Source organism: Amycolatopsis sp. NPDC051071 (genome assembly GCF_040682875.1).
Taxonomy (GTDB): Bacteria; Actinomycetota; Actinomycetes; order Mycobacteriales; family Pseudonocardiaceae; genus Amycolatopsis.
In genome coordinates this window covers 12,657-30,307 of sequence record NZ_JBFBBY010000101.1, presented here as the reverse complement: position 1 = coordinate 30,307, position 17,651 = coordinate 12,657, and the positions used below count along the sequence as shown (strand labels likewise).

Sequence of the window (17,651 nt, the reverse complement as noted above, 5' to 3'; positions counted from 1 at the left end):
CTTATTCCTTTTGTGTTTCTTACGTCCTTAATTTGTTTTTATTTCCGCCACTCTTGTCTTGGGGGGTCCCCATAGGACAAATTTCGTCCTATGGGGACCCCTCATGACATCCACCACGCCTACCACACCCCGGTTCGCGCGAGTCGAACGCCTGTTCTAGGATGTGCTGGGTACCACCCCATACCCGGGCAAGGAGACGACACCGACGATGACCGTGGATGCCTTGACACGCACTGACGCCGTGTCCGAAGAAGCGGCTACTGAAGCGCCCGTCGACTCGAAGCCGCAGGCAGAGTCCACCGAGACGGCCGAGAACGCGACGGCCGCCACCGAGGCCGGGGACGCCCCGGCCGAGGACAAGACGGAAACCCCCGCCGAAAACGTGGCGGAATCCCCCAAGCCCAAGCGTGGTCGCCCGAAGGTCGCCACGACGGCCAAGAAGACCCGCACCGTCGAGCTGATCCTCACGGTCACCGGCACCGCCGACGGCGAGTGGCAGGCCGAGCTCAAGAACGGCAGCAAGTGGGTGGCGAAGGGCCTGGAGATCCCGGCCGCGGCCGTGTCCCGTGCCGCCAAGGAACTGCACCAGGACCTGTCCGGCCCGATCGACGAGGTCATCAACGCGGCCCGCGAGCTGCAGGCCGCGAAGGTCGCCCAGCTCGAAGCCGAGCTGGAGAAGGCGAAGCTGGCGCTTGCCGAGCTGGACGCGTAAGACTTTCCTCCCGACCGGGGCGGACGCTGGAACCTTCAGCGTCCGCCCTGGTTTCTTTACCCTCCGATCGGCGGCCTCGCGGGCAGCGGGGTCTTGAACTCGACCCATCGACTGTCCACAATGGCCTCGACACTATGCGGGACACCGCGTGGATGGACGACGGTCCCACCCGCTTCGAGCGTGACCGCACGGCCGTCGAGCGTGCCCCGCAGCGAACCCGAAATCAGGTACACGATGCTGTCGTGATCGTGGCTGTGCACCGGGGACGCGACGCCTGCGGGATAGAAGATCTCGTACGCCAGACCGCCTTCCGCCCGCGCGAGCGACCGGAACCGGCCCGGCCCGCCGATCAGCGGCAGACCCTCCACAGTGGACATAGGCAGCCAGTTCATCGGGCAGGCTCCAAGGCCGCGGCTTCCTCCTCGCGATCCGGGTCGCGGGCCAGCACGACACCGATGATGCTCACCACGGCGGTCGCGAGCAGGTAGACGCCGATCGCGACCCAGGTGTCGTAGCCGGCGAGCAACGCGGTGAACAGCAGCGGCGCGGGTGCCCCGCCGATGACCCCGGCGAGGGTGTAGGCCAGCGAGCTTCCGGTGTAGCGCAGGCGCGGCGAGAACTGCTCGGTGACGAGCGCGGCCTGCGGCCCGTACAGCGCGGCGTGGATGACGAGCGCGAGCACGATCCCGGTCACCAGCATGAAGAACGAGCCGCCGCTGACCATCGGAAAGAACACGAACGGCCAGATCCCGGCAGCGATGGTAGCGACCAGGTACATCTTGCGCCGCGAGACGCGGTCCGAGAGCGCGCCGAACAACGGCATCAAGAACAGCTGGAACGCCGAGCCGATCATCACCGCGGCCAGTCCGGCGCCGCGCGAGAGATCGGTGTGCGTGGTGACATAAGTAAGGACGAAAACGGTGAACAGCGCATATAGGACGTCCGGGCAGACGCGGATCAGCACGGCCGCGATCAGCGCGCGGCGTTCGGTGCGGAAGACCTCGGAAATCGGCGCGGACGAACGCTCACCGCTCTCCTGGATCTTCTTGAAGACCGGCGTTTCCTCCAGCTTGAGCCGGATCCACAGGCCGAAGCCGACCAGCGCGCCGGAAAGCAGGAACGCGATCCGCCAGCCCCAGCTGTTGAACTGGTCCTCAGTGAGCAGCGCGGCGAGGACGGCCAGGACGCCGTTCGCGAGCAGGTTGCCCGCGGGCGGGCCGATCTGCGCGGCGGACGCCCAGAACCCGCGTTTGCCCGGATCCCCGAACTCACTCGACAGCAGGACGGCGCCACCCCATTCGCCGCCGATGCCGACACCCTGCGCGAACCGCAGCAACACGAGCAGGACGGCCGCGAAGCCGCCGATGGTCTCGTACGTGGGCAGGACGCCGATGAGGAACGTCGCGACACCGGTGAGGACGAGCGTCATGACCAGGATGCGCTTGCGGCCGAGCACGTCGCCGAGGCGGCCGAAGAGGAACCCGCCGATGGGCCGGGCGAGATAGCCGACGGCGTAGGTGGAAAACGCCGCCATCGTGCTCGCGAGCTGGTCTTCCGATGGGAAGAAGAGGTGCCCGAAGATCGTCGCGGCCGCCACCGAATAGGCCGCGAAGTCGTACCACTCGAGCGCTGTTCCCGAGAGGCTGGCCGCGAAGGCCTTGTGCAACGAGCGCCGGTCACCGGCTGGTGAGGTCATGTCCACATCCCGTCCGTTCGAGGTCCTCAACCCCGCCGGGAGGGGTTGAATTGCGGATATACTCCTTGTATACAAGCTGTATGCGCAACCCCCAATCTCGGAGGACAGATGCCTGAGCTGCGTTTCACCCTTCCCGACGGCCAGGAACGGACCACCGAGGTCCACACCCTCCTGAACGCCGGATACGCCGGCCGCAGCCAGGAAGACGTGGCCGCCCATGTGGCCGAACTGGCCGAACTCGGCGTCCCCGCGCCCTCGGTGATCCCGGCGCTCTACCCGGTCGCGCCGTACCTGGCGAGCCAGACCGAAGAGGTCCCCGTGCAGCACGAGCGGACTTCCGGCGAGGCGGAATGGGCCATCGTCATCACCGGCCCCGCGCCCGAGGACGTCCTCCTGACCGCCGCCTGCGACCACACCGACCGCGCCCTCGAAGCACACGGCGTCGCGTGGAGCAAGAACGCCGGACCCGACGTCCTCGCGGCGAAGGCCTGGCGCCTCGTCGACGTCCAGGACCGGCTCGACGACCTCACGCTCTCCGCCTGGGCCGGGGAAACCCTGATCCAGCAAGGGAAACTCGCGGAACTGCTGCCGCCGTCGTACTGGCTGGACGTCCTGCGCGAACGCGGCCTGCACGCGCCGGGGACCGTGCTGATCTCGGGGACGATCCCGATGGTGCACGGCGTTGACCAGTTCGCCGACGCCTGGCGCGTGGAACTGGGCGACCCGGCGACCGGCGAGACGATCGAACTCGCCTACCGCGTGCGGCGGCTGCCCGAGCCGATCGGCTGAAGCAGTTCGCCGAGAAAGGCGCGGTATTCGTCCTTCATCGGCAGCTCACGCTCGACACGCACGCGGCGGCGTGTCGCGGCGACCTCGATCTCCCGCACCGGGTCGAATCCGGTGCGCTCGTAGGTCTCCCAGTGCAGCCCGACGCCGCGTCGCTGCCAAGTGGGCACTTCGGCGAAGTTGATGCCGTGTGCGAAAAGCAGCTCGTTCTTCTCGGAAACGCCTGCGCCTTCGATGGCGGCTCCGGCCTCACTCGCCGAGTTGCCCGCCTTGCGCAAGGTCCAGTAGCACCAGCCGTTGAGCGCGCACCGGGTCGCGTCCGCCTGTCGCCACGAGAAATAGTCGACGACGTCCGCCGTCGTCGTGCCGAGCCAAATCCGGCCGTCGAAATGCGCGGGCGCCCCGGCCGCATGGGTGAACGCCGCCGACGCGATCCCGGCGGAGATCGACACGAGCTTCTCGACGCCGCGGCCGAACAGCTCGGCGGTGGGATCGAGGAGGAGCGAGATTTCGTCGCTTTCCGTGTAGACGTACGGTGCGGCGAACTCCGCCATCAACGCACGGGCGGCCTCGACCATGCACTCACCGAACCGCGGATCGAACGGCTTCTCGAAACGCGCTTCGGTGAGCTTGGAGAAGCCGCGGCCGTCGACGCGGAGCACCGTCCACGAACCCGGGGGCACCGTCAGCCCGTGAAACCACTCTCGTTCCCGTTGCCGCGCCTCGAAGTCGCCGGTCTCCATCGTCATCCCCGTTCCACGACGAAACCGCCATCACCGTCGAAACCGACGGTGTACAGCTCGTCGAACCCGTCTTCGGCGCCAGGCCGCCGCAGCCGTTTGAGAGTCGCATACAGACCGACGTCGGGCACCCGGGATTTGCCGCCGCGGCGCGCGTTGCGCTCCTGCGAGCCGACGAAGTCGAGCGGGAACCAGTAGCCCTTGACGTCCGCGCCGTACCGCCTCGCGATCTCGATCAGCGGCGCCCAGTCCTCCGGCGACGGGTTGGTGTTGTCCACGACCACCGAACGACCGTCTTCCAGCGCCTCGGCCAGCATCCGGAGCAGGCGGGCCTGACGGTGGCGGGCGTTGGGGAAGTTGTCCTTGCTGAGGTGGACGTGCGTACTCGCGAACTCCCGGCGGAAGAACGTCGTCTTCCCGGAGGCCTGCAGCCCGATCAGGATCACCACCTCGGTCATCGGGACAACTTAGCCCAGAGGCCAGGTCAGGCAAGGCAACAATCAATAAGGATTGCCTTCGGTTACTGAAACGGTTCCTCTCGCCGGATCCCATTCTTCGTGTTTCACTGAAACGGTGACCGAAACAGTCTCGACCGCACATCCGCACGAACCACACGCGGACCTCGGCGGCAAGCTGAACTGGCTGCGCGCCGGGGTTCTCGGCGCGAACGACGGGATCGTGTCGGTGGCGGGCATCGTGGTCGGTGTCGCGGGCGCGACCACCGACTCCACCGCGATCGCGACGGCGGGAATCGCGGGCCTAGTCGCCGGCGCGCTTTCGATGGCAGGCGGCGAATACGTCTCGGTGAGCACCCAGCGCGACACCGAACGCGCGCAGTTGCGGCTGGAAAAGCGCGAGCTGAAAGAGATGCCGGAGGCCGAAGAACGGGAACTCGCGCAAATCTACGAGTCGAAGGGCCTCTCCCCGGAACTCGCCGCCCAAGTCGCACGCGAACTGACCGAAAAGGACGCGCTGCAAGCACACGCGGAAGCCGAACTCGGCATCGATCCGGACAATCTGACCAGCCCGTGGCAGGCGGCGTGGGCGTCACTGGTGGCGTTCACCGTCGGCGCCCTGCTGCCGCTGCTGGCGATCGCGTGGACACCGACTTCGGCACGGGTCTGGGCCTGCGCGTCGGCCGTCGTGGTCGGACTGGTGCTGACCGGATTCCTCAGCGCGAAACTCGGCGACGCCCGGGTCGGGCGCGCGATCGCGCGGAACCTCGGCGTCGGGATGCTGACGATGCTGGTGACCTACTACGTCGGGGTGCTTTTCGGGACGACCGTGGCGTAGTCGCGAGTGGCAGACCGTTAAGTACCTATAGCGGGACGATGGCGCGTGAAGGCCCCCTTCCCTCGGCTCAGCCGAGGAAACTCGACCTTCACAACCTCCCCAGTACAGGAAGGCCCCCTTCCTTGCGCTAGGCACAAGGAAGGGGGCCTTCATGTACTTCAAGCGGGCAGGGCGGCGCCGGTACCGAGCGAGGTCGGGAGCGTCAGTGAACGCCCTTCATCAGCTTCCGGATCATCGGCGTCGCCAGCAGGAGCGCCACACCGACCACGATGGCCACCCCGCCGACGATGCTGAAGTACGGCGCCTCATTGTCGACGCTGTAGTACTCGGCGAGCTTCCCGGACATCGCGGTACCCAGCGAAATGGACAGGAAGTTCAGCGCCACCATCTGCGTCCGGAACGCGTCCGGCGCGAGTTTGGTCGACAGCGACAGGCCGACCGGCGAGAGCATCAGCTCGGCCATGGTGAACACGAACAGGATGCCTGCCAGCGCGAGCAGCGGGCTCGCGTTCTTGCCGCTGCCCACCATCGGGAGGAACAGCAGGAACGCCGCACCCATCACGACGGTGCCGAGCACGAACTTGATCGGCGAGGACGGCTGCTTCGAGCCGAGTTTCGTCCAGATCGCCGCGATCACCGGCGCGAACAGGATGATGAACACCGGGTTGATCGAGTTGACCCACGCCACCGGCATCTCCCAGCCGAAGACCGTCCGGTTGAGGCGCTCGTCGGTGTAGGCCGCGACGACGGTGAACTGCTGCTGGTACAGCGAGAAGAACGCCGCGCTCGCGATGAACATCGGGATGAACGAGTACACCCGGCTGCGTTCGTCGGAGGTGATCTTCTTGCTGCTGATGATCACCACGAAGTAGATCACCGAGATGACCGCGACGGTCCAGACGACGACGTCGACCAGGTTCGCCGGGTTGATCACGCCGAAGACCACGAGCAGCACGATCGCCGCGACACCGGCGGCGGTGCCGATGAAGACCACCGGACGCCGCGACGCGGGGAGCGGGTTGGGGATCTCGCTCGCCTTGTCGCCGAGGTTCTTGCGGCCGAACGCGTACTGGGTCAGGCCCAGCGCCATCCCGACCGCGGCGAGCCCGAAGCCGACGTGGAAGCCGATCTCGCTCTGCACGAGCCCGGTCAGCAGCGGCCCGACGAAGCCGCCGAGGTTGATCCCCATGTAGAAGATCGTGAAACCGCCGTCGCGGCGCTCGTCGTCCTTCGCGTACAGCGTCCCGACGATGGTGGTGGCGTTGGACTTCAGCCCGCCACTGCCGATGGCCACGCACGCGAGGCCGACGCCGATGCCCGCCAGGCCAGGGAGCACGGCGAGGCTGATGTGGCCGATCATGATCAGGATCGCGCTGTAGAACAGCGTCCGTTCGGAGCCGAGCACGCGGTCCGCGACCCAGGCGCCGATCACCGCCGACAGGTAGACCATGCCGCCGTACGCGCCGACGATGCCGAGCGCGGAGGCCTTCGGCAGCGCGAGGCCGCCCTGACTGACTTCGTAGTAGAGGTAGATCGGGAGGATGCCGAGCATCCCGTAGTACGAGAATCGCTCCCACATCTCGACGCCGAAGAGGTTCGCCAGCCCTCGTGGGTGCCCGAAAAACCTCGTGTCCTGCTGGACCTCGGTAGAGGTACTCACCATGCCGTCCTTATCGAAGACATCGTTGTCGGTTTCCGGTTGACATGCTAGAAGCCCACCAGGTGGACCGGGCACCGACGTCCGGCTGACCTTGTGGTTCCGGTCATGAACACGAGATTTCCGCAGCTGGAGGCGTTAAAATCCCGTCAAGGTGCGCCGGGAAGCCTGGTCGGCAACAGTATTCATCGTTGCCGAAAACCGGAGGATGCCTTGTCCGGCCCGAACCGCCCCGCGAAAGCCGTCGTCGCCGACTTCGCCCGCTATCTGCGCACGGAAACCACCGGCGGGTTGATCCTGCTCGGTGCCACCGCGATCGCCCTGCTCTGGGCGAATTCCCCTCTTGACGACCTTTACCGCGCCCTCCGCGATTTCCGGCTCGGTCCCGAATTCCTGCACTTGAACCTGACGATCGGCGACTGGGCGAAGGACGGCCTGCTCGCGCTGTTCTTCTTCGTCGCGGGCCTCGAACTCAAACGCGAGCTGGTGGTCGGCGAACTCTCCCGGTTCAAGCAGGCGATCCTGCCGGTGGTGGCCGCGATCGGCGGCATGATCGTCCCGGCGCTGGTCGCGCTCGCCGTCGGCTGGGGGACGCCGGGCATCGAACGCGCCTGGGCCATCCCGGTCGCCACCGACATCGCCTTCGCACTGGGTGTGCTGGCGCTGACCGCGTCGAACCTGCCGAGCAGCGCCCGGGTCTTCCTGCTGTCGCTGGCGGTGGTCGACGATCTCGGCGCGATCCTCATCATCGCGATCCTGTTCACCGCGAAGTTCGACCTCGTCGCCGCGGGCGTCGCCGTCGTGGCCCTCGCGCTGTACGCGTACCTGCAGCGACGTCGCGTCCGCAGTGCCTGGATCTACGTCCCGCTGGCGTTGATCACCTGGATCGCGGTGCACTCGGCGGGTATCCACGCCACCATCGCCGGCGTCGCACTCGGCCTGCTCACCCGCGTCCGCGCCGACGAGGGTGAGGAGCACGCCCCCGCCATCCGGCTCGAACACCGGCTTCAGCCGTGGTCGGCCGCTGTCGCCGTTCCGCTGTTCGCGCTGTTCGCGGCCGGGATCAAAGTGGATGCCGAGTCGCTCGGCGCGGTCTTCACCACGGCGTTGCCGCTGGCCGTCCTGGTCGGATTGATCGGCGGGAAACTGGTCGGGATCTTCGGCGCCAGCCTGCTGGCGGTGAAGTTCAAACTCGCGGAGAAACCACGGGGCATGGGCTGGCGGGACATCGGCGCGCTGTCGATGCTCGGCGGTGTCGGGTTCACCGTCAGCCTGCTGATCGCCGACCTCGCACTCGACGGTGACAGCGTCGAACTGGCGAAAGCGGCGGTGCTGATCGCCTCGGCCATCGCCTCGCTTTCGGCCGCCGCGATGCTCGTGCACCGCAGCCGCGTCCACGCGCGGGAGGATTGAGCACGCGACACTCGCCGGTCCGCCGCGCCCGGGATGAGGGCACGTGGCACGATGACCGGTGTGAGCAGCCCCAAGCACGAACGCACCGGCCCCGACGGCGTGGGGGCCGTGCCCTACCTCCCCCTGTCGAGCGATGACGACGTGGTAGCGAGCGAGCAGTCCCTCGGGAAGCTCGTCGGCGATGCCACACAACACGTCTCGACGCTGATCCGCGCCGAGGTCGAACTGGCCAAGTCCGAGGTCGTCGCGGAGGCGAAGAAGGGCGTCAAGGGCGCCATTTTCTTCCTGGTCGCGCTGGTCATCGGGCTGTACAGCTCGTTCTTCTTCTTTTTCTTCCTCGGCGAACTGCTGTCGGAGTTCCTGCAGCGGTGGGCGGCGTTCCTGATCGTGTTCGGGCTGATGCTCGTCTCGACGGCGGTCGCGGGCTTCCTCGGCTACCTCAAGGTGAAGAAGATCCGGGCGCCGGAGCGCACGATCAACAGCTTCAAGGACACCGCGGCCGCGTTCAAGCCGCGTCACGGCGACGACGGCTCGACCGCCGACCGCAGCTGACGGGTTTTCGAGGCGGTGCGGGCGACACCGGATCCGTCGATCGTGCGGATCGACGGTCCGTGGACCCATCGTGACGTCTCCGCGAACGGCATCCGGCTGCACGTCGCCGAGATCGGCGAAGGACCGATGGTCCTGCTGCTGCACGGGTTCGCCGAATTCTGGTGGACCTGGCACCACCAGCTGGCGGCGCTCGCGGACGCCGGTTTCCGTGCGGTCGCGGTCGATCTGCGTGGCTATGGCGACTCCGACAAACCCCCGCGCGGCTATGACGCCTGGACGCTCGCGGGCGACGTCGGCGGGCTGATCAAGGCACTCGGCGCGCGCAAGGCCCATCTCGTCGGACATGCCTGGGGCGGCATGCTCGCGTGGACGGTCGGCGCACTGCATCCGCGGCTGGTCTCGTCGGTCAGCGTGCTGGGTGGCGCGCATCCGCTGGCGTTGCGTGGTGCCGTCCGGCGGCCGGGGCAGCTTCGCGCCTCCGGGCACCTGTTCCGGTTCCAGTTGCCGATGGCGCCGGAGAAATGGCTGGTCAAGGACGACGCGCTCGCCGTCGAGGAGCTTTTCCGCGGTTGGTCCGGTCCACAATGGACGAAAACTTCGGACTTCACCGAAACCGTGCGGACCTTCCGGCAGGCGATGCTCGTGCCGGGTGTCCCGCACAGCGCGCTCGAGTACTACCGATGGGCGTTCCGCGCGCAGTTCCGTGGCGAAGGCCGCCGATTCAGCGAAGCACTGCGAGGCCGCTACGCCGCCCGAGTCCTGCAAATCCACGGCGAGGTCGATCGCTGCGTCCTGCCGGAGACCGCGGCGGCGTCCCGCCACTGGGCCCCGGACGCGCGGCTCGAACGCTGGCCCGGCATCGGGCACTTCCCGCAGCTGGAAGCGCCGGAGCGGACGACCGGGGCACTACTGGACTTTCTCCGTATCTTGGAGAGATGACCGAGCGTAAACCGACGGGTGTGTCGTTCGAGTCCTGGGTGGATCGGCAGGTCAGCGCCGCGCAGGCGAAGGGCGAGTTCGACGACCTTCCCGGCGCCGGGAGACCGCTGCCGAAGACCAACGGCCCGGACAGCGCGCTGGCCTGGGTCGTCAACAAGGTCCGCGACGAGGGGCACGACCTCTCGGCGTTGCTGCCGCCGTCGCTGGCGATCGCCAAGGAACTCGACGACCTGCCGGACACGCTCGCCCGGGTACGGCGTGAGGCCCGGGTGCGGGAGATCGTCGAGGACCTGAACGAACGAATCCGCGCCGAACACCGGCGTCCGGCAGGCGGTCCGGTGCTGCGGGCACGGCCGCTGGACGTCGAGGAGACCGTGGCTTCCTGGCGTGAGGGCCTCTCAGGGGGCTCCTGATCCCCTCGCGCACGTATGTCATGAGGGGTCCCCATCGGACGAAATTTGTCCGATGGGGACCCCTCATGACACGCGCGCGGCCCTCTGCTCCCCAGCCCCCGCACGGGAGGGAAGTCAGTTCGCGCAGGGGCCGGTAGAGGTGTTCGCGCTCAACGCCGGAGCCGTGTCCACCACCGGCCGCACCTGCTCGGACGTCAGCGTGAAGCCGGTCTCCGGATCCTCGACGGCCGCACCGAAGACAACCCCGATGACCTCGCCGTCCGGATTGATCATCGGCCCGCCGGAGTTGCCGCTGCGGACCTGCCCGCGCACGGTGAACACGTCGCGCTGCACGGTGTTGGACTCGTAGATGTCCGGTCCGCGCAGGTTGATCCGGCCACGCACTCTGGCGGACGTCGCGGTGTACGGGCCGTCGAGCGGGTAGCCGAGCACGATCGCGTCATCACCCGCCCGCGCGACCTGCTTTCTCAAGGGGAGCTCCGGCGCCTGCAGCCTCGGCACGGCGAGTACGGCCACGTCGGCCTCGGGGTCGAAGTAGACGACCCGCGCCGCGAACTTGCCGGACGTCGACTCGATGGCGACCTCGTCGGTACCCGCGACGACGTGCGCGTTCGTCATCACGCGCTGTGGCGCGATGACGAATCCGCTGCCTTCCAGTGCCCGCGAGCACGAGGTCGCGTTGCCGCGGATCTTCACGACGCTGTCGTGGACCTGCCGCACGATCGGCCTCGCCTGCAGTGCGGTGTCCGGCGGGCTGGTGTCCTGGACGTTCGGCTTCTGGAACGGGTCCACAATGGACGGGAAGCCGGACGCGTCGAGCAGTTTCCGCAGTTCGCTGGGGAAGCCCTGCGCCGCCTCCGGCATGACGTCGTTGACGCCGCCGAGCACGACAGAGCTGTTGATCGATTTCGCCAGTCCCGGCACCCCGGAGACGGCCGTGAGCGGCGTCGCGATCAGCCACGCGACGACGAACACGACGGCGGCCTGCACCACCGCGCCGAGTGTCTTGTCGACGCCGGAAAGCTTGTCGGGATTGATCTTCTGGCGTAGTTTCCGCCCGGTCCAGACCCCGAGGGTCTCCCCGAGCGCGACCAGGAACACCACCGTCGCCACCGCGAAGGCGACCTTCGCCGCGGGGTGCTCGAAGAGTTCGACGACCAGCGGCGCGAGTTTGATCCCCGCGAGTGCGCCCAGCACCACCCCGACCAGCGAAGGGAGGGCGATGATCACCCCCTGGAACGCGCCGGACACGCCTGCCAGCAAGGCGAGCAGGATCACCAGTACGTCAACCCAGTTCACCGGCGCCTACTCCTTCTCCGGCACTTGCCGCCCGTCGACCCGCGCCTGATGTTCGGCCAACGCTACGTCAAGGTCCCGGACGTCACCGCGGTCCCACTCGCGTTCCCAGCCGCCGAGCGACAACGTCATCGCCAGCAGCCCGGCCGTGAAGCCCCAGACGAACAGGCCGCCGACGTCGAAAGCGGGCCCCTTCCAGCCGAACCCCTCACGGGCGACCTGGAACCGGTTGGCCGGGTCGGTGAGTTCCGAGACCGGCACCCTGGCCACCGCGGCCGTCTCCCCGAAGTCGACGGCGTGCACCGGGGACGGCGTCTTCCAGTAGGCGAGCACCGGCGTCACGGCGAAACCGGACACCGGCACGAACAGCTCGGGGAAGATCGCCACCGGCAGGACGCCGGAGGGTTCGACGCCGGTCTCCTCCTCCGCCTCGCGCAGCGCGGTGCCGACCGGCCCACCGTCACCCGGGTCCGCGCCTCCGCCGGGGAAGGCGACCTGGCCCGCGTGCGAGCCAAGGGTGTCCGCACGGCGCAGGAGCAGCACGTCCGGTCCGTCGGGGCCCTCGCCGAAGAGCATCAGCACCGACGCCTGCCGGTAACTGGCGTCCGGCGGCACACTGAACCGGCTGAAGGCGTCCGCGGTGACATCCCCGCTGATCTTGACCAGCGGTTGCAGCCAGGAGGGCACGGCGTCGGTGTCCACGAGAGGGCCGGTCATGGTGTCCCTTCCACTGCGGCGCGCACCTGATCGGTGTTCAGGAACACGCGTGGGTTCTCGATGAGCCGGACCTCGCCGTCCGCCGTGACCAGATACGTCGCGGGAAGGGAGGAAGGGACCTTTAGTGCCGTCCGCGCCGGACCCGACTGCCCTGCGCCGTCGAACACCGACGGCAACCGGATACCGAGCTCGGACAGCATCGCCAGTCCGTCGGCGCCGGAACTCGCGACCTGGACGAGGAGCACCCTGGCGGCACCCGGCTCAGCGGCGTACCGCTGGAGCAGCGGCAACTCGCCGCGGCATGGCTGGCACCACGACGCCCACAGGTTGACCAGCACGGGACCGCCGGAAAGCACGCGGGCGAGGTCGACCCGGGAGCCGTCGCCGAGGCATTCGACGTCGACCCCGCGCAGCTTCGCCACCTCACCCGGCCCGGGTGGCGGGCACGCGGCCAGCCCGGCCTTCGCCCGCGCGGCCGTCAGATCGCCGGACGTCTTGACCGGCTCGGTGTCGTCACGGGAGGTGAGCAACGCGACGATCAGGGCCACCACCAGTACGGCGGCGCCTAGAGCCAGCTTGGTGACCCTGGTCACCCGCGTGCCGCCAGATCCAGGATGTGCTCGCGTTCCTCGCCCTTGACCAGCTTCGCGGCCTCTTCGAAGTCCGTCGGGCCGGTTCCGTACGAGGGGCACATCTTGGCCAGCGGACAGGCACCACAGGCGGGTTTACGGGCATGGCAGACGCGGCGGCCGTGGAAGATCGTCCGATGCGAGAGGAGCGTCCACTCCTTGCGCGGGATCAGCTCGCCGACGGCGTGCTCGACCTTGACCGGGTCTTCCTCCTCGGTCCAGCCCCAGCGGCGCACCAGCCGGCCGAAATGGGTGTCCACGGTGATGCCGGGGACCCCGAAGGCGTCGCCGAGCACGACGTTGGCCGTCTTGCGGCCGACACCGGGCAGCGTGACGAGGTCCTTGAGCTTCCCTGGCACTTCGCCGTCGTAACGCTCCACCAGCGCCGCGCCCAGCCCCATCACCGAATTCGCCTTGGCCCGGAAGAACCCGGTCGACCGGAGGTACTCCTCCAGTTCGGCGCGATCGGCGCCGGCGTAGTCGGCGGCGGTTCGATAGCGCGCGAAAAGCGCGGGCGTGACCAGGTTCACGCGGACGTCGGTGGTCTGCGCCGAAAGCACGACCGCGACCAGCAGTTCGAGCGGTGTGGTGAAGTCAAGCTCGCAGTGGGCGTCCGGGAACTCGTCGTCGAGGCAACGCTTCATCCGCCTGGCGCGTCTCACCAATGCGAGCCGGCTTTCACCCTTACCCCCCGCACGGGGGGCATTGGTGAGGGCAGGAGGCACCCCGATAGCCTACGGGCGCCATCGGACGAGCCGGCGGGAGCATCCGCCGGTTGACGGCCGACACGCCAGAGCACCACCTCGGCGCTTCGATCGGGGACGCCATGAGCGAGGATCTGGAGTAATGCACAATTTCTCGGAATTCCCAGGGCAGGGCTCATGACAGTCTGGTTCGTCATCCTGGTCCCGTTGGTGATCATGTTCTTCGCGTTGTTCATGGAGCGCGTGGAGACCAGGCTCAAGCACGTCGCGGTGCAGGAGAACGAAGTCGAGGAGTTCCTCGAGCAGGCTCAGCCCAACGAGGTCAGGGCCCTTTACGGGCACGGCATCGGGCGCGCGCTCGAACTGTTCCGGCTGCGCAGGCTGGGCGGGAAGGCAGCCAGGCTACGCGCGCGACGCGTGCGGAGTTAGGCTCCACGTTCGAGCGAGATCGTTCCCGGCACCGACGCGCCAGCGGCGAGCCGACGGGCGATCTCGCCAGCACGCCCTAGACTGACGCGAAAAGTGATCGGCGACACGATCCTCGGCAACGAGGACCGGCGTCGTTTCTCGATGAGGAGGCACCCGAGGTGGACGAAACCCTGGCCCGAGCGGGCATTTTCCAGGGTGTTGAGCCGGCAGCCGCCGAGGCGCTGGCACAGACCTTGGAATCCGTGGAGTTCCCGCGCGGGCATGTCATCTTCAACGAGGGTGAACCCGGCGACAAGCTTTACATCATCCAATCCGGCAAGGTGAAGATCGGCCGTAAGTCACCCGACGGCCGGGAGAACCTGCTGGGCATCTTCGGCCCGTCGGACATGTTCGGCGAACTGTCCATTTTCGACCCCGGCCCGCGGACGTCCAGTGCGACGACCGTGACCGAGGTCCGCGCGGTGACGATGGACCGCCCGGCACTGCGGCAGTGGATCTCCACTCGCCCGGAGATCGCCGAGCAGTTACTGCGCGTCGTCGCCCGTAGGCTGCGCCGGACGAACAACATGGTCGCCGAGCTGATCTTCACCGACGTCCCCGGCCGGGTGGCGCGGGCGCTGCTGCAGCTCGCGCAGCGTTTCGGCAGCCAGGAGGCCGGTCTGCTGCGGGTCACGCACGACCTGACGCAGGAAGAGATCGCCCAGTACGTCGGCGCTTCGCGTGAGACCGTCAACAAGGCTCTCGCCGACTTCGCGCACCGTGGGTGGCTTCGCCTCGAAGGCAAGAGCGTCCTGATCCTGGACCCGGAGCGCCTGGCTCGCCGCGCCCGTTAGCTCTCGCGAAGACTCCGCACCTTCAAGTGTCAGGAAAGGGTCTTTCAGGACATTTTTCGTCCTGAAAGACCCTTTCCTGACATCCGGGACCAGACACAACGAAGAGCCGGGCGCCACCCCCGACGTGGCGCACCGGCTCTTCGCTGTGCGCGGACCATCCCCCGACGATCCGCGCTCCCCGCCCTCCGGAACAAGGCCCCGACCCGTACGCCGGAGGGAGCTGGGAGATTGTGCGTTGCCGTACAACCATCCACGGCCGTCGGCCGTGAACTCAAGTTTTTTCACTCTCAAGGACGCCATCTGCGTCGATTTGTTGCCCCGAATGACTCAGAATAAGTCGACCGTTACCCGATCGTGACGAATCGGAGCACCTCAACGCCCGAGCTACCCGAGTCCGGTGGTGATGAAACTTACCGCCGCAGATCTGGTACTCGCGTACCAAAGTAGTCATACTGGTACGCGTGTCCCAGTCTGTGTCCGCCTCCGCCGAGAGCCACCGCACCACCCTCGCCGACTACAAAGCCGCGCTGACCGCGCCCGGATCCCGCCGGGCCGTCATCGCGTCACTGCTCGCCCGTCTGCCGATCGCGATGATCGGCATCTCCGCGCTGCTCTACGTCCAGCGCGAGACGGGCTCCTTCGCCTCGGCCGGGCTGGTCTCGGCGGGTTCGCTTATCGGCGTCTCCGTCGGCGCGGTCGTACAGGGACGGCTCATCGACCGCTTCGGGCCGACTCGGCCGCTGCTGACGACCACGGTGCTCTTCGCGGTGGCGATGACCGGGCTCGTCTTCGCGATCGAGGCGCACGCGCCGACGCTCATGCTGGTCCCGCTCGCCTTCGGCACCGGGATCACCGAACCGATGGTCGGCTCCGCCTCGCGAGCGCTGTGGACCCGCCTTCTGCCGGCCGGGCCGACGCGGAACGCCGCGTTCTCGTATGAAGCCATCAGCATGGAGGTCTTCTTCATCCTCGGCCCCGGGTTCGCCGGGCTGCTGATCGCCGCGCCGTGGGCGGGCACCGGCATCGTGACCGGCGCGCTGACCATGATCGCGGGCGCGGTGCTGTTCGCGCTGACCCCGACCGTGCGGGAATGGGGACCGGCGCCGTCGTCGGGCGGCAAACTGCTCGGCGCGCTGGCCAGCCCCGGCATGCGCACCCTCGCCATCGCCGCGCTGGGCTTCGGCGCCGTGATCGGTTTTGTCGAGGTCGCCGTCCCGGCGGCCGCCGCCGAAGCCGGGAACACCTCGATCGGCGGGCTGCTGCTTTCCGCGTGGTCGGTCAGTTCGGTCGCGTTCGGCGTCGCGTACAGCCTGCGCCCGTGGCCGCGGCAGATGGGTCTTCGGCTGCCGGTGTTGCTGGCCGGCTTCGGCGCGCTGGTGGCACTGCTCGCGCTGCCGGGATCGCTGTGGGGCCTCGCCCTCGCCATGCTCGCCGCCGGCGCGCTCATCACCCCCCAGTCGACGACGCATTCGGCGGCCATCGAGATCGCCGCGCCGAAGGGCACGGCGGCCGAGGCGTTCGGCTGGGTGCTCACCGCGGTGACCCTCGGCCTCGCCTTCGGGCAGTCGATCAGCGGTTACCTCGTCGAGCACGCGGGGTACGAAGCGGCGTTCCTCGCCGCCGGTGCCGTCGGATTCGCGCTCGCGGCGGTGGTGTGGCTGCTGCGCGGCACCTTCCGCCCTCAGCCGTCCGGAGCGGTCACCGAAGCTCCCGAACTTGTCGGTGCCGCCCGCTAGCTTGCGGGCATGGACCTGACTGCCGCCACCCGCTCCCTCTCGTCCGCCGTTTCCGCCGCCGCGAAGCTGCTCTCGTCCCGTTCCGGCCTGCTCCTGCGTGCCGGGCGGGATGGGCTGACCGTCGGCGGCAACGACAGCGAGCGGGCCGTCCGCCTGAGCAGCGACGCCGTCGTACACACCGACGGTGAGGTCCTGGTCCCGGCCGGGCCGCTGGCGGAGACCCTGCGCATGCTCGACGACGATCTGGTGCGCTTGGTCGTCGAGGGCTCGCGGCTGGCCGTACGCGTCGAAGGCGGGCGGTACGCGTTGCCGCTGCTGAGCCGCGAACTGCATCCCGGGTTGCCGGAGATGCCGCCTAAAGTGTCCGAAGTGGACGGTGCCGCACTGGTGACGGCGTTGCGCACCGTCGCGGGCACGGCGGCGAAGGACGACGCGCTGCCGATGTTCACCGGTGTCCGCGTGCAGAGCTTCAGCCGTGAGCTGCGGCTGACCGCGTCGGACCGCTACCGGATGGCCGTGGCCACCGTTCCGCTGCGCTCCGACGGCGAGCCGATCGACGCGCTGGTCCCGGCGGGCCTGCTGGCCGAGACCGCGAAACAAGCACGCGGCACCGTCGGCCTGCACGGCGACCGCACTCGCTTCGGGCTGAGCTGGGCCGGTGTCTCCGTCACCACCGCCGTGCTCGACGCGGGGTTCCTGTCGGAGAAGCTGATCGATTCGTCCACTGTGGACACAACGGTCGAGGTCCACGCCGACGCGCTGGCCGCCGCCGTGCGCCGGGTGGGCGTCTACGCCGACGATCGCCGGGTGCTGACGCTGGAGGTCGGCGACGCGTATCTGCGGCTGGCCAGTTCGAAGCAGGACACCGGCGAGGCCGAGGAAACGCTGAAGGCCGACGTTTCCGGCGGCCGGACGTCGCCGTCGTTCCAGGCGCGGTATCTCCTGGACGCGTTACAGGGGTTCGCCGGGGAACGGGTGCGGCTCGACATTCAGCCGGGGCAGCGGGCCTGCGTCATCCGCGCGGTGGAGCCGGGCGATGTGGAGCTGACCTACTACGTGATGCCGATGCTGCCGCGCTGACCATCGGCACGCCTCCCGAAACCGGC

General features: G+C 68.3%; 20 protein-coding genes. 11 read left to right on the top strand and 9 right to left on the bottom strand.

The window, feature by feature from the left end:
• Nucleotides 1–208 precede the first annotated feature (208 nt).
• Entirely contained in the window at nt 209–712 is a 504-nt protein-coding gene (locus tag AB0M65_RS27660) for a DUF6319 family protein (protein WP_364033525.1), read from the top strand.
• 56 nt (nt 713–768) lie between these two features.
• Here AB0M65_RS27660 and AB0M65_RS27655 read toward each other — a convergent pair whose 3' ends face one another.
• Entirely contained in the window at nt 769–1,104 is a 336-nt protein-coding gene (locus AB0M65_RS27655; protein WP_364033522.1) for a cupin domain-containing protein, read from the bottom strand.
• Nucleotides 1,101–2,408, bottom strand: coding sequence for an MFS transporter (locus AB0M65_RS27650; RefSeq protein ID WP_364033519.1), 1,308 nt, complete (start codon nt 2,406–2,408; stop codon nt 1,101–1,103). Before AB0M65_RS27650 ends, AB0M65_RS27655 begins: the two co-directional genes overlap by 4 nt.
• 108 nt (nt 2,409–2,516) lie before the next feature.
• Between AB0M65_RS27650 and AB0M65_RS27645 the strand changes: the two genes are divergently transcribed.
• Nucleotides 2,517–3,197 carry a DUF2848 domain-containing protein gene (locus tag AB0M65_RS27645; protein WP_181776685.1) on the top strand — a complete coding sequence of 227 codons (681 nt, stop codon included), beginning with the start codon at nt 2,517–2,519 and terminating at the stop codon, nt 3,195–3,197.
• Here AB0M65_RS27645 and AB0M65_RS27640 read toward each other — a convergent pair.
• Entirely contained in the window at nt 3,161–3,943 is a 783-nt protein-coding gene (locus AB0M65_RS27640; protein ID WP_364033516.1) for a tRNA(His) guanylyltransferase Thg1 family protein, read from the bottom strand. The genes AB0M65_RS27645 and AB0M65_RS27640 overlap by 37 nt on opposite strands.
• Nucleotides 3,940–4,392 (bottom strand): ATP-binding protein, encoded by a 453-nt coding sequence (locus AB0M65_RS27635; RefSeq protein ID WP_364033513.1) that lies wholly within the window; start codon nt 4,390–4,392, stop codon nt 3,940–3,942. Before AB0M65_RS27635 ends, AB0M65_RS27640 begins: the two co-directional genes overlap by 4 nt.
• Before the next feature lie 115 nt (nt 4,393–4,507).
• On the opposite strand from AB0M65_RS27635, the gene AB0M65_RS27630 reads away from it, so the two are divergent.
• Entirely contained in the window at nt 4,508–5,227 is a 720-nt protein-coding gene (locus tag AB0M65_RS27630) for a VIT family protein (protein WP_364033510.1), read from the top strand.
• Between the two features lie 202 nt (nt 5,228–5,429).
• On the opposite strand, the gene AB0M65_RS27625 is transcribed toward AB0M65_RS27630, so the two are convergent.
• On the bottom strand, nt 5,430–6,890 hold the full coding sequence (locus AB0M65_RS27625) for an oligopeptide:H+ symporter (RefSeq protein ID WP_364033507.1): 1,461 nt from the start codon (nt 6,888–6,890) through the stop codon (nt 5,430–5,432).
• A gap of 207 nt (nt 6,891–7,097) precedes the next feature.
• On the opposite strand from AB0M65_RS27625, the gene nhaA reads away from it, so the two are divergent.
• From nhaA to AB0M65_RS27605, 4 genes are read left to right on the top strand one after another with little or no spacing between them, the layout of a single operon-like run.
• Nucleotides 7,098–8,297, top strand: coding sequence for a Na+/H+ antiporter NhaA (nhaA, locus tag AB0M65_RS27620; protein WP_364033504.1), 1,200 nt, complete (start codon nt 7,098–7,100; stop codon nt 8,295–8,297).
• Between the two features lie 51 nt (nt 8,298–8,348).
• Entirely contained in the window at nt 8,349–8,849 is a 501-nt protein-coding gene (locus AB0M65_RS27615) for a phage holin family protein (protein ID WP_364033501.1), read from the top strand.
• Nucleotides 8,850–8,864: 15 nt separating this feature from the next.
• Entirely contained in the window at nt 8,865–9,788 is a 924-nt protein-coding gene (locus AB0M65_RS27610) for an alpha/beta hydrolase (RefSeq protein ID WP_364033498.1), read from the top strand.
• Complete coding sequence (locus AB0M65_RS27605; protein WP_364033495.1) at nt 9,785–10,201, top strand: DUF1992 domain-containing protein; 417 nt, start codon at nt 9,785–9,787, stop codon at nt 10,199–10,201. Before AB0M65_RS27610 ends, AB0M65_RS27605 begins: the two co-directional genes overlap by 4 nt.
• 114 nt (nt 10,202–10,315) lie before the next feature.
• On the opposite strand, the gene AB0M65_RS27600 is transcribed toward AB0M65_RS27605, so the two are convergent.
• The 4 genes from AB0M65_RS27600 to nth are packed head-to-tail and all read right to left on the bottom strand — an operon-like array spanning nt 10,316 to nt 13,487.
• Complete coding sequence (locus AB0M65_RS27600) at nt 10,316–11,500, bottom strand: MarP family serine protease (protein WP_364033492.1); 1,185 nt, start codon at nt 11,498–11,500, stop codon at nt 10,316–10,318.
• A 6-nt stretch (nt 11,501–11,506) separates the two neighbouring features.
• Nucleotides 11,507–12,214, bottom strand: a complete 708-nt coding sequence (locus AB0M65_RS27595) for a CoA pyrophosphatase (protein WP_364033490.1) — start codon at nt 12,212–12,214, stop codon at nt 11,507–11,509.
• The gene (locus tag AB0M65_RS27590) at nt 12,211–12,807 is read right to left on the bottom strand and encodes a TlpA disulfide reductase family protein (protein WP_364033487.1); all 597 of its coding nucleotides are present in this window, start codon (nt 12,805–12,807) and stop codon (nt 12,211–12,213) included. The genes AB0M65_RS27595 and AB0M65_RS27590 overlap by 4 nt, the downstream gene beginning before the upstream one ends.
• The gene (gene nth / locus AB0M65_RS27585) at nt 12,804–13,487 is read right to left on the bottom strand and encodes an endonuclease III (protein WP_364033528.1); all 684 of its coding nucleotides are present in this window, start codon (nt 13,485–13,487) and stop codon (nt 12,804–12,806) included. The genes AB0M65_RS27590 and nth overlap by 4 nt, the downstream gene beginning before the upstream one ends.
• A gap of 237 nt (nt 13,488–13,724) precedes the next feature.
• Between nth and AB0M65_RS27580 the strand changes: the two genes are divergently transcribed.
• From AB0M65_RS27580 to dnaN, 4 genes are all read left to right on the top strand, one after another.
• Nucleotides 13,725–13,976 carry a hypothetical protein gene (locus tag AB0M65_RS27580; RefSeq protein ID WP_005166943.1) on the top strand — a complete coding sequence of 84 codons (252 nt, stop codon included), beginning with the start codon at nt 13,725–13,727 and terminating at the stop codon, nt 13,974–13,976.
• A 158-nt stretch (nt 13,977–14,134) separates the two neighbouring features.
• Nucleotides 14,135–14,809, top strand: a complete 675-nt coding sequence (locus AB0M65_RS27575) for a Crp/Fnr family transcriptional regulator (protein WP_003081747.1) — start codon at nt 14,135–14,137, stop codon at nt 14,807–14,809.
• 461 nt (nt 14,810–15,270) lie between these two features.
• Nucleotides 15,271–16,545, top strand: a complete 1,275-nt coding sequence (locus tag AB0M65_RS27570; protein ID WP_364033483.1) for an MFS transporter — start codon at nt 15,271–15,273, stop codon at nt 16,543–16,545.
• 9 nt (nt 16,546–16,554) lie between these two features.
• On the top strand, nt 16,555–17,625 hold the full coding sequence (dnaN, locus tag AB0M65_RS27565; protein ID WP_364033480.1) for a DNA polymerase III subunit beta: 1,071 nt from the start codon (nt 16,555–16,557) through the stop codon (nt 17,623–17,625).
• The last annotated feature ends 26 nt before the right edge of the window (nt 17,626–17,651 follow it).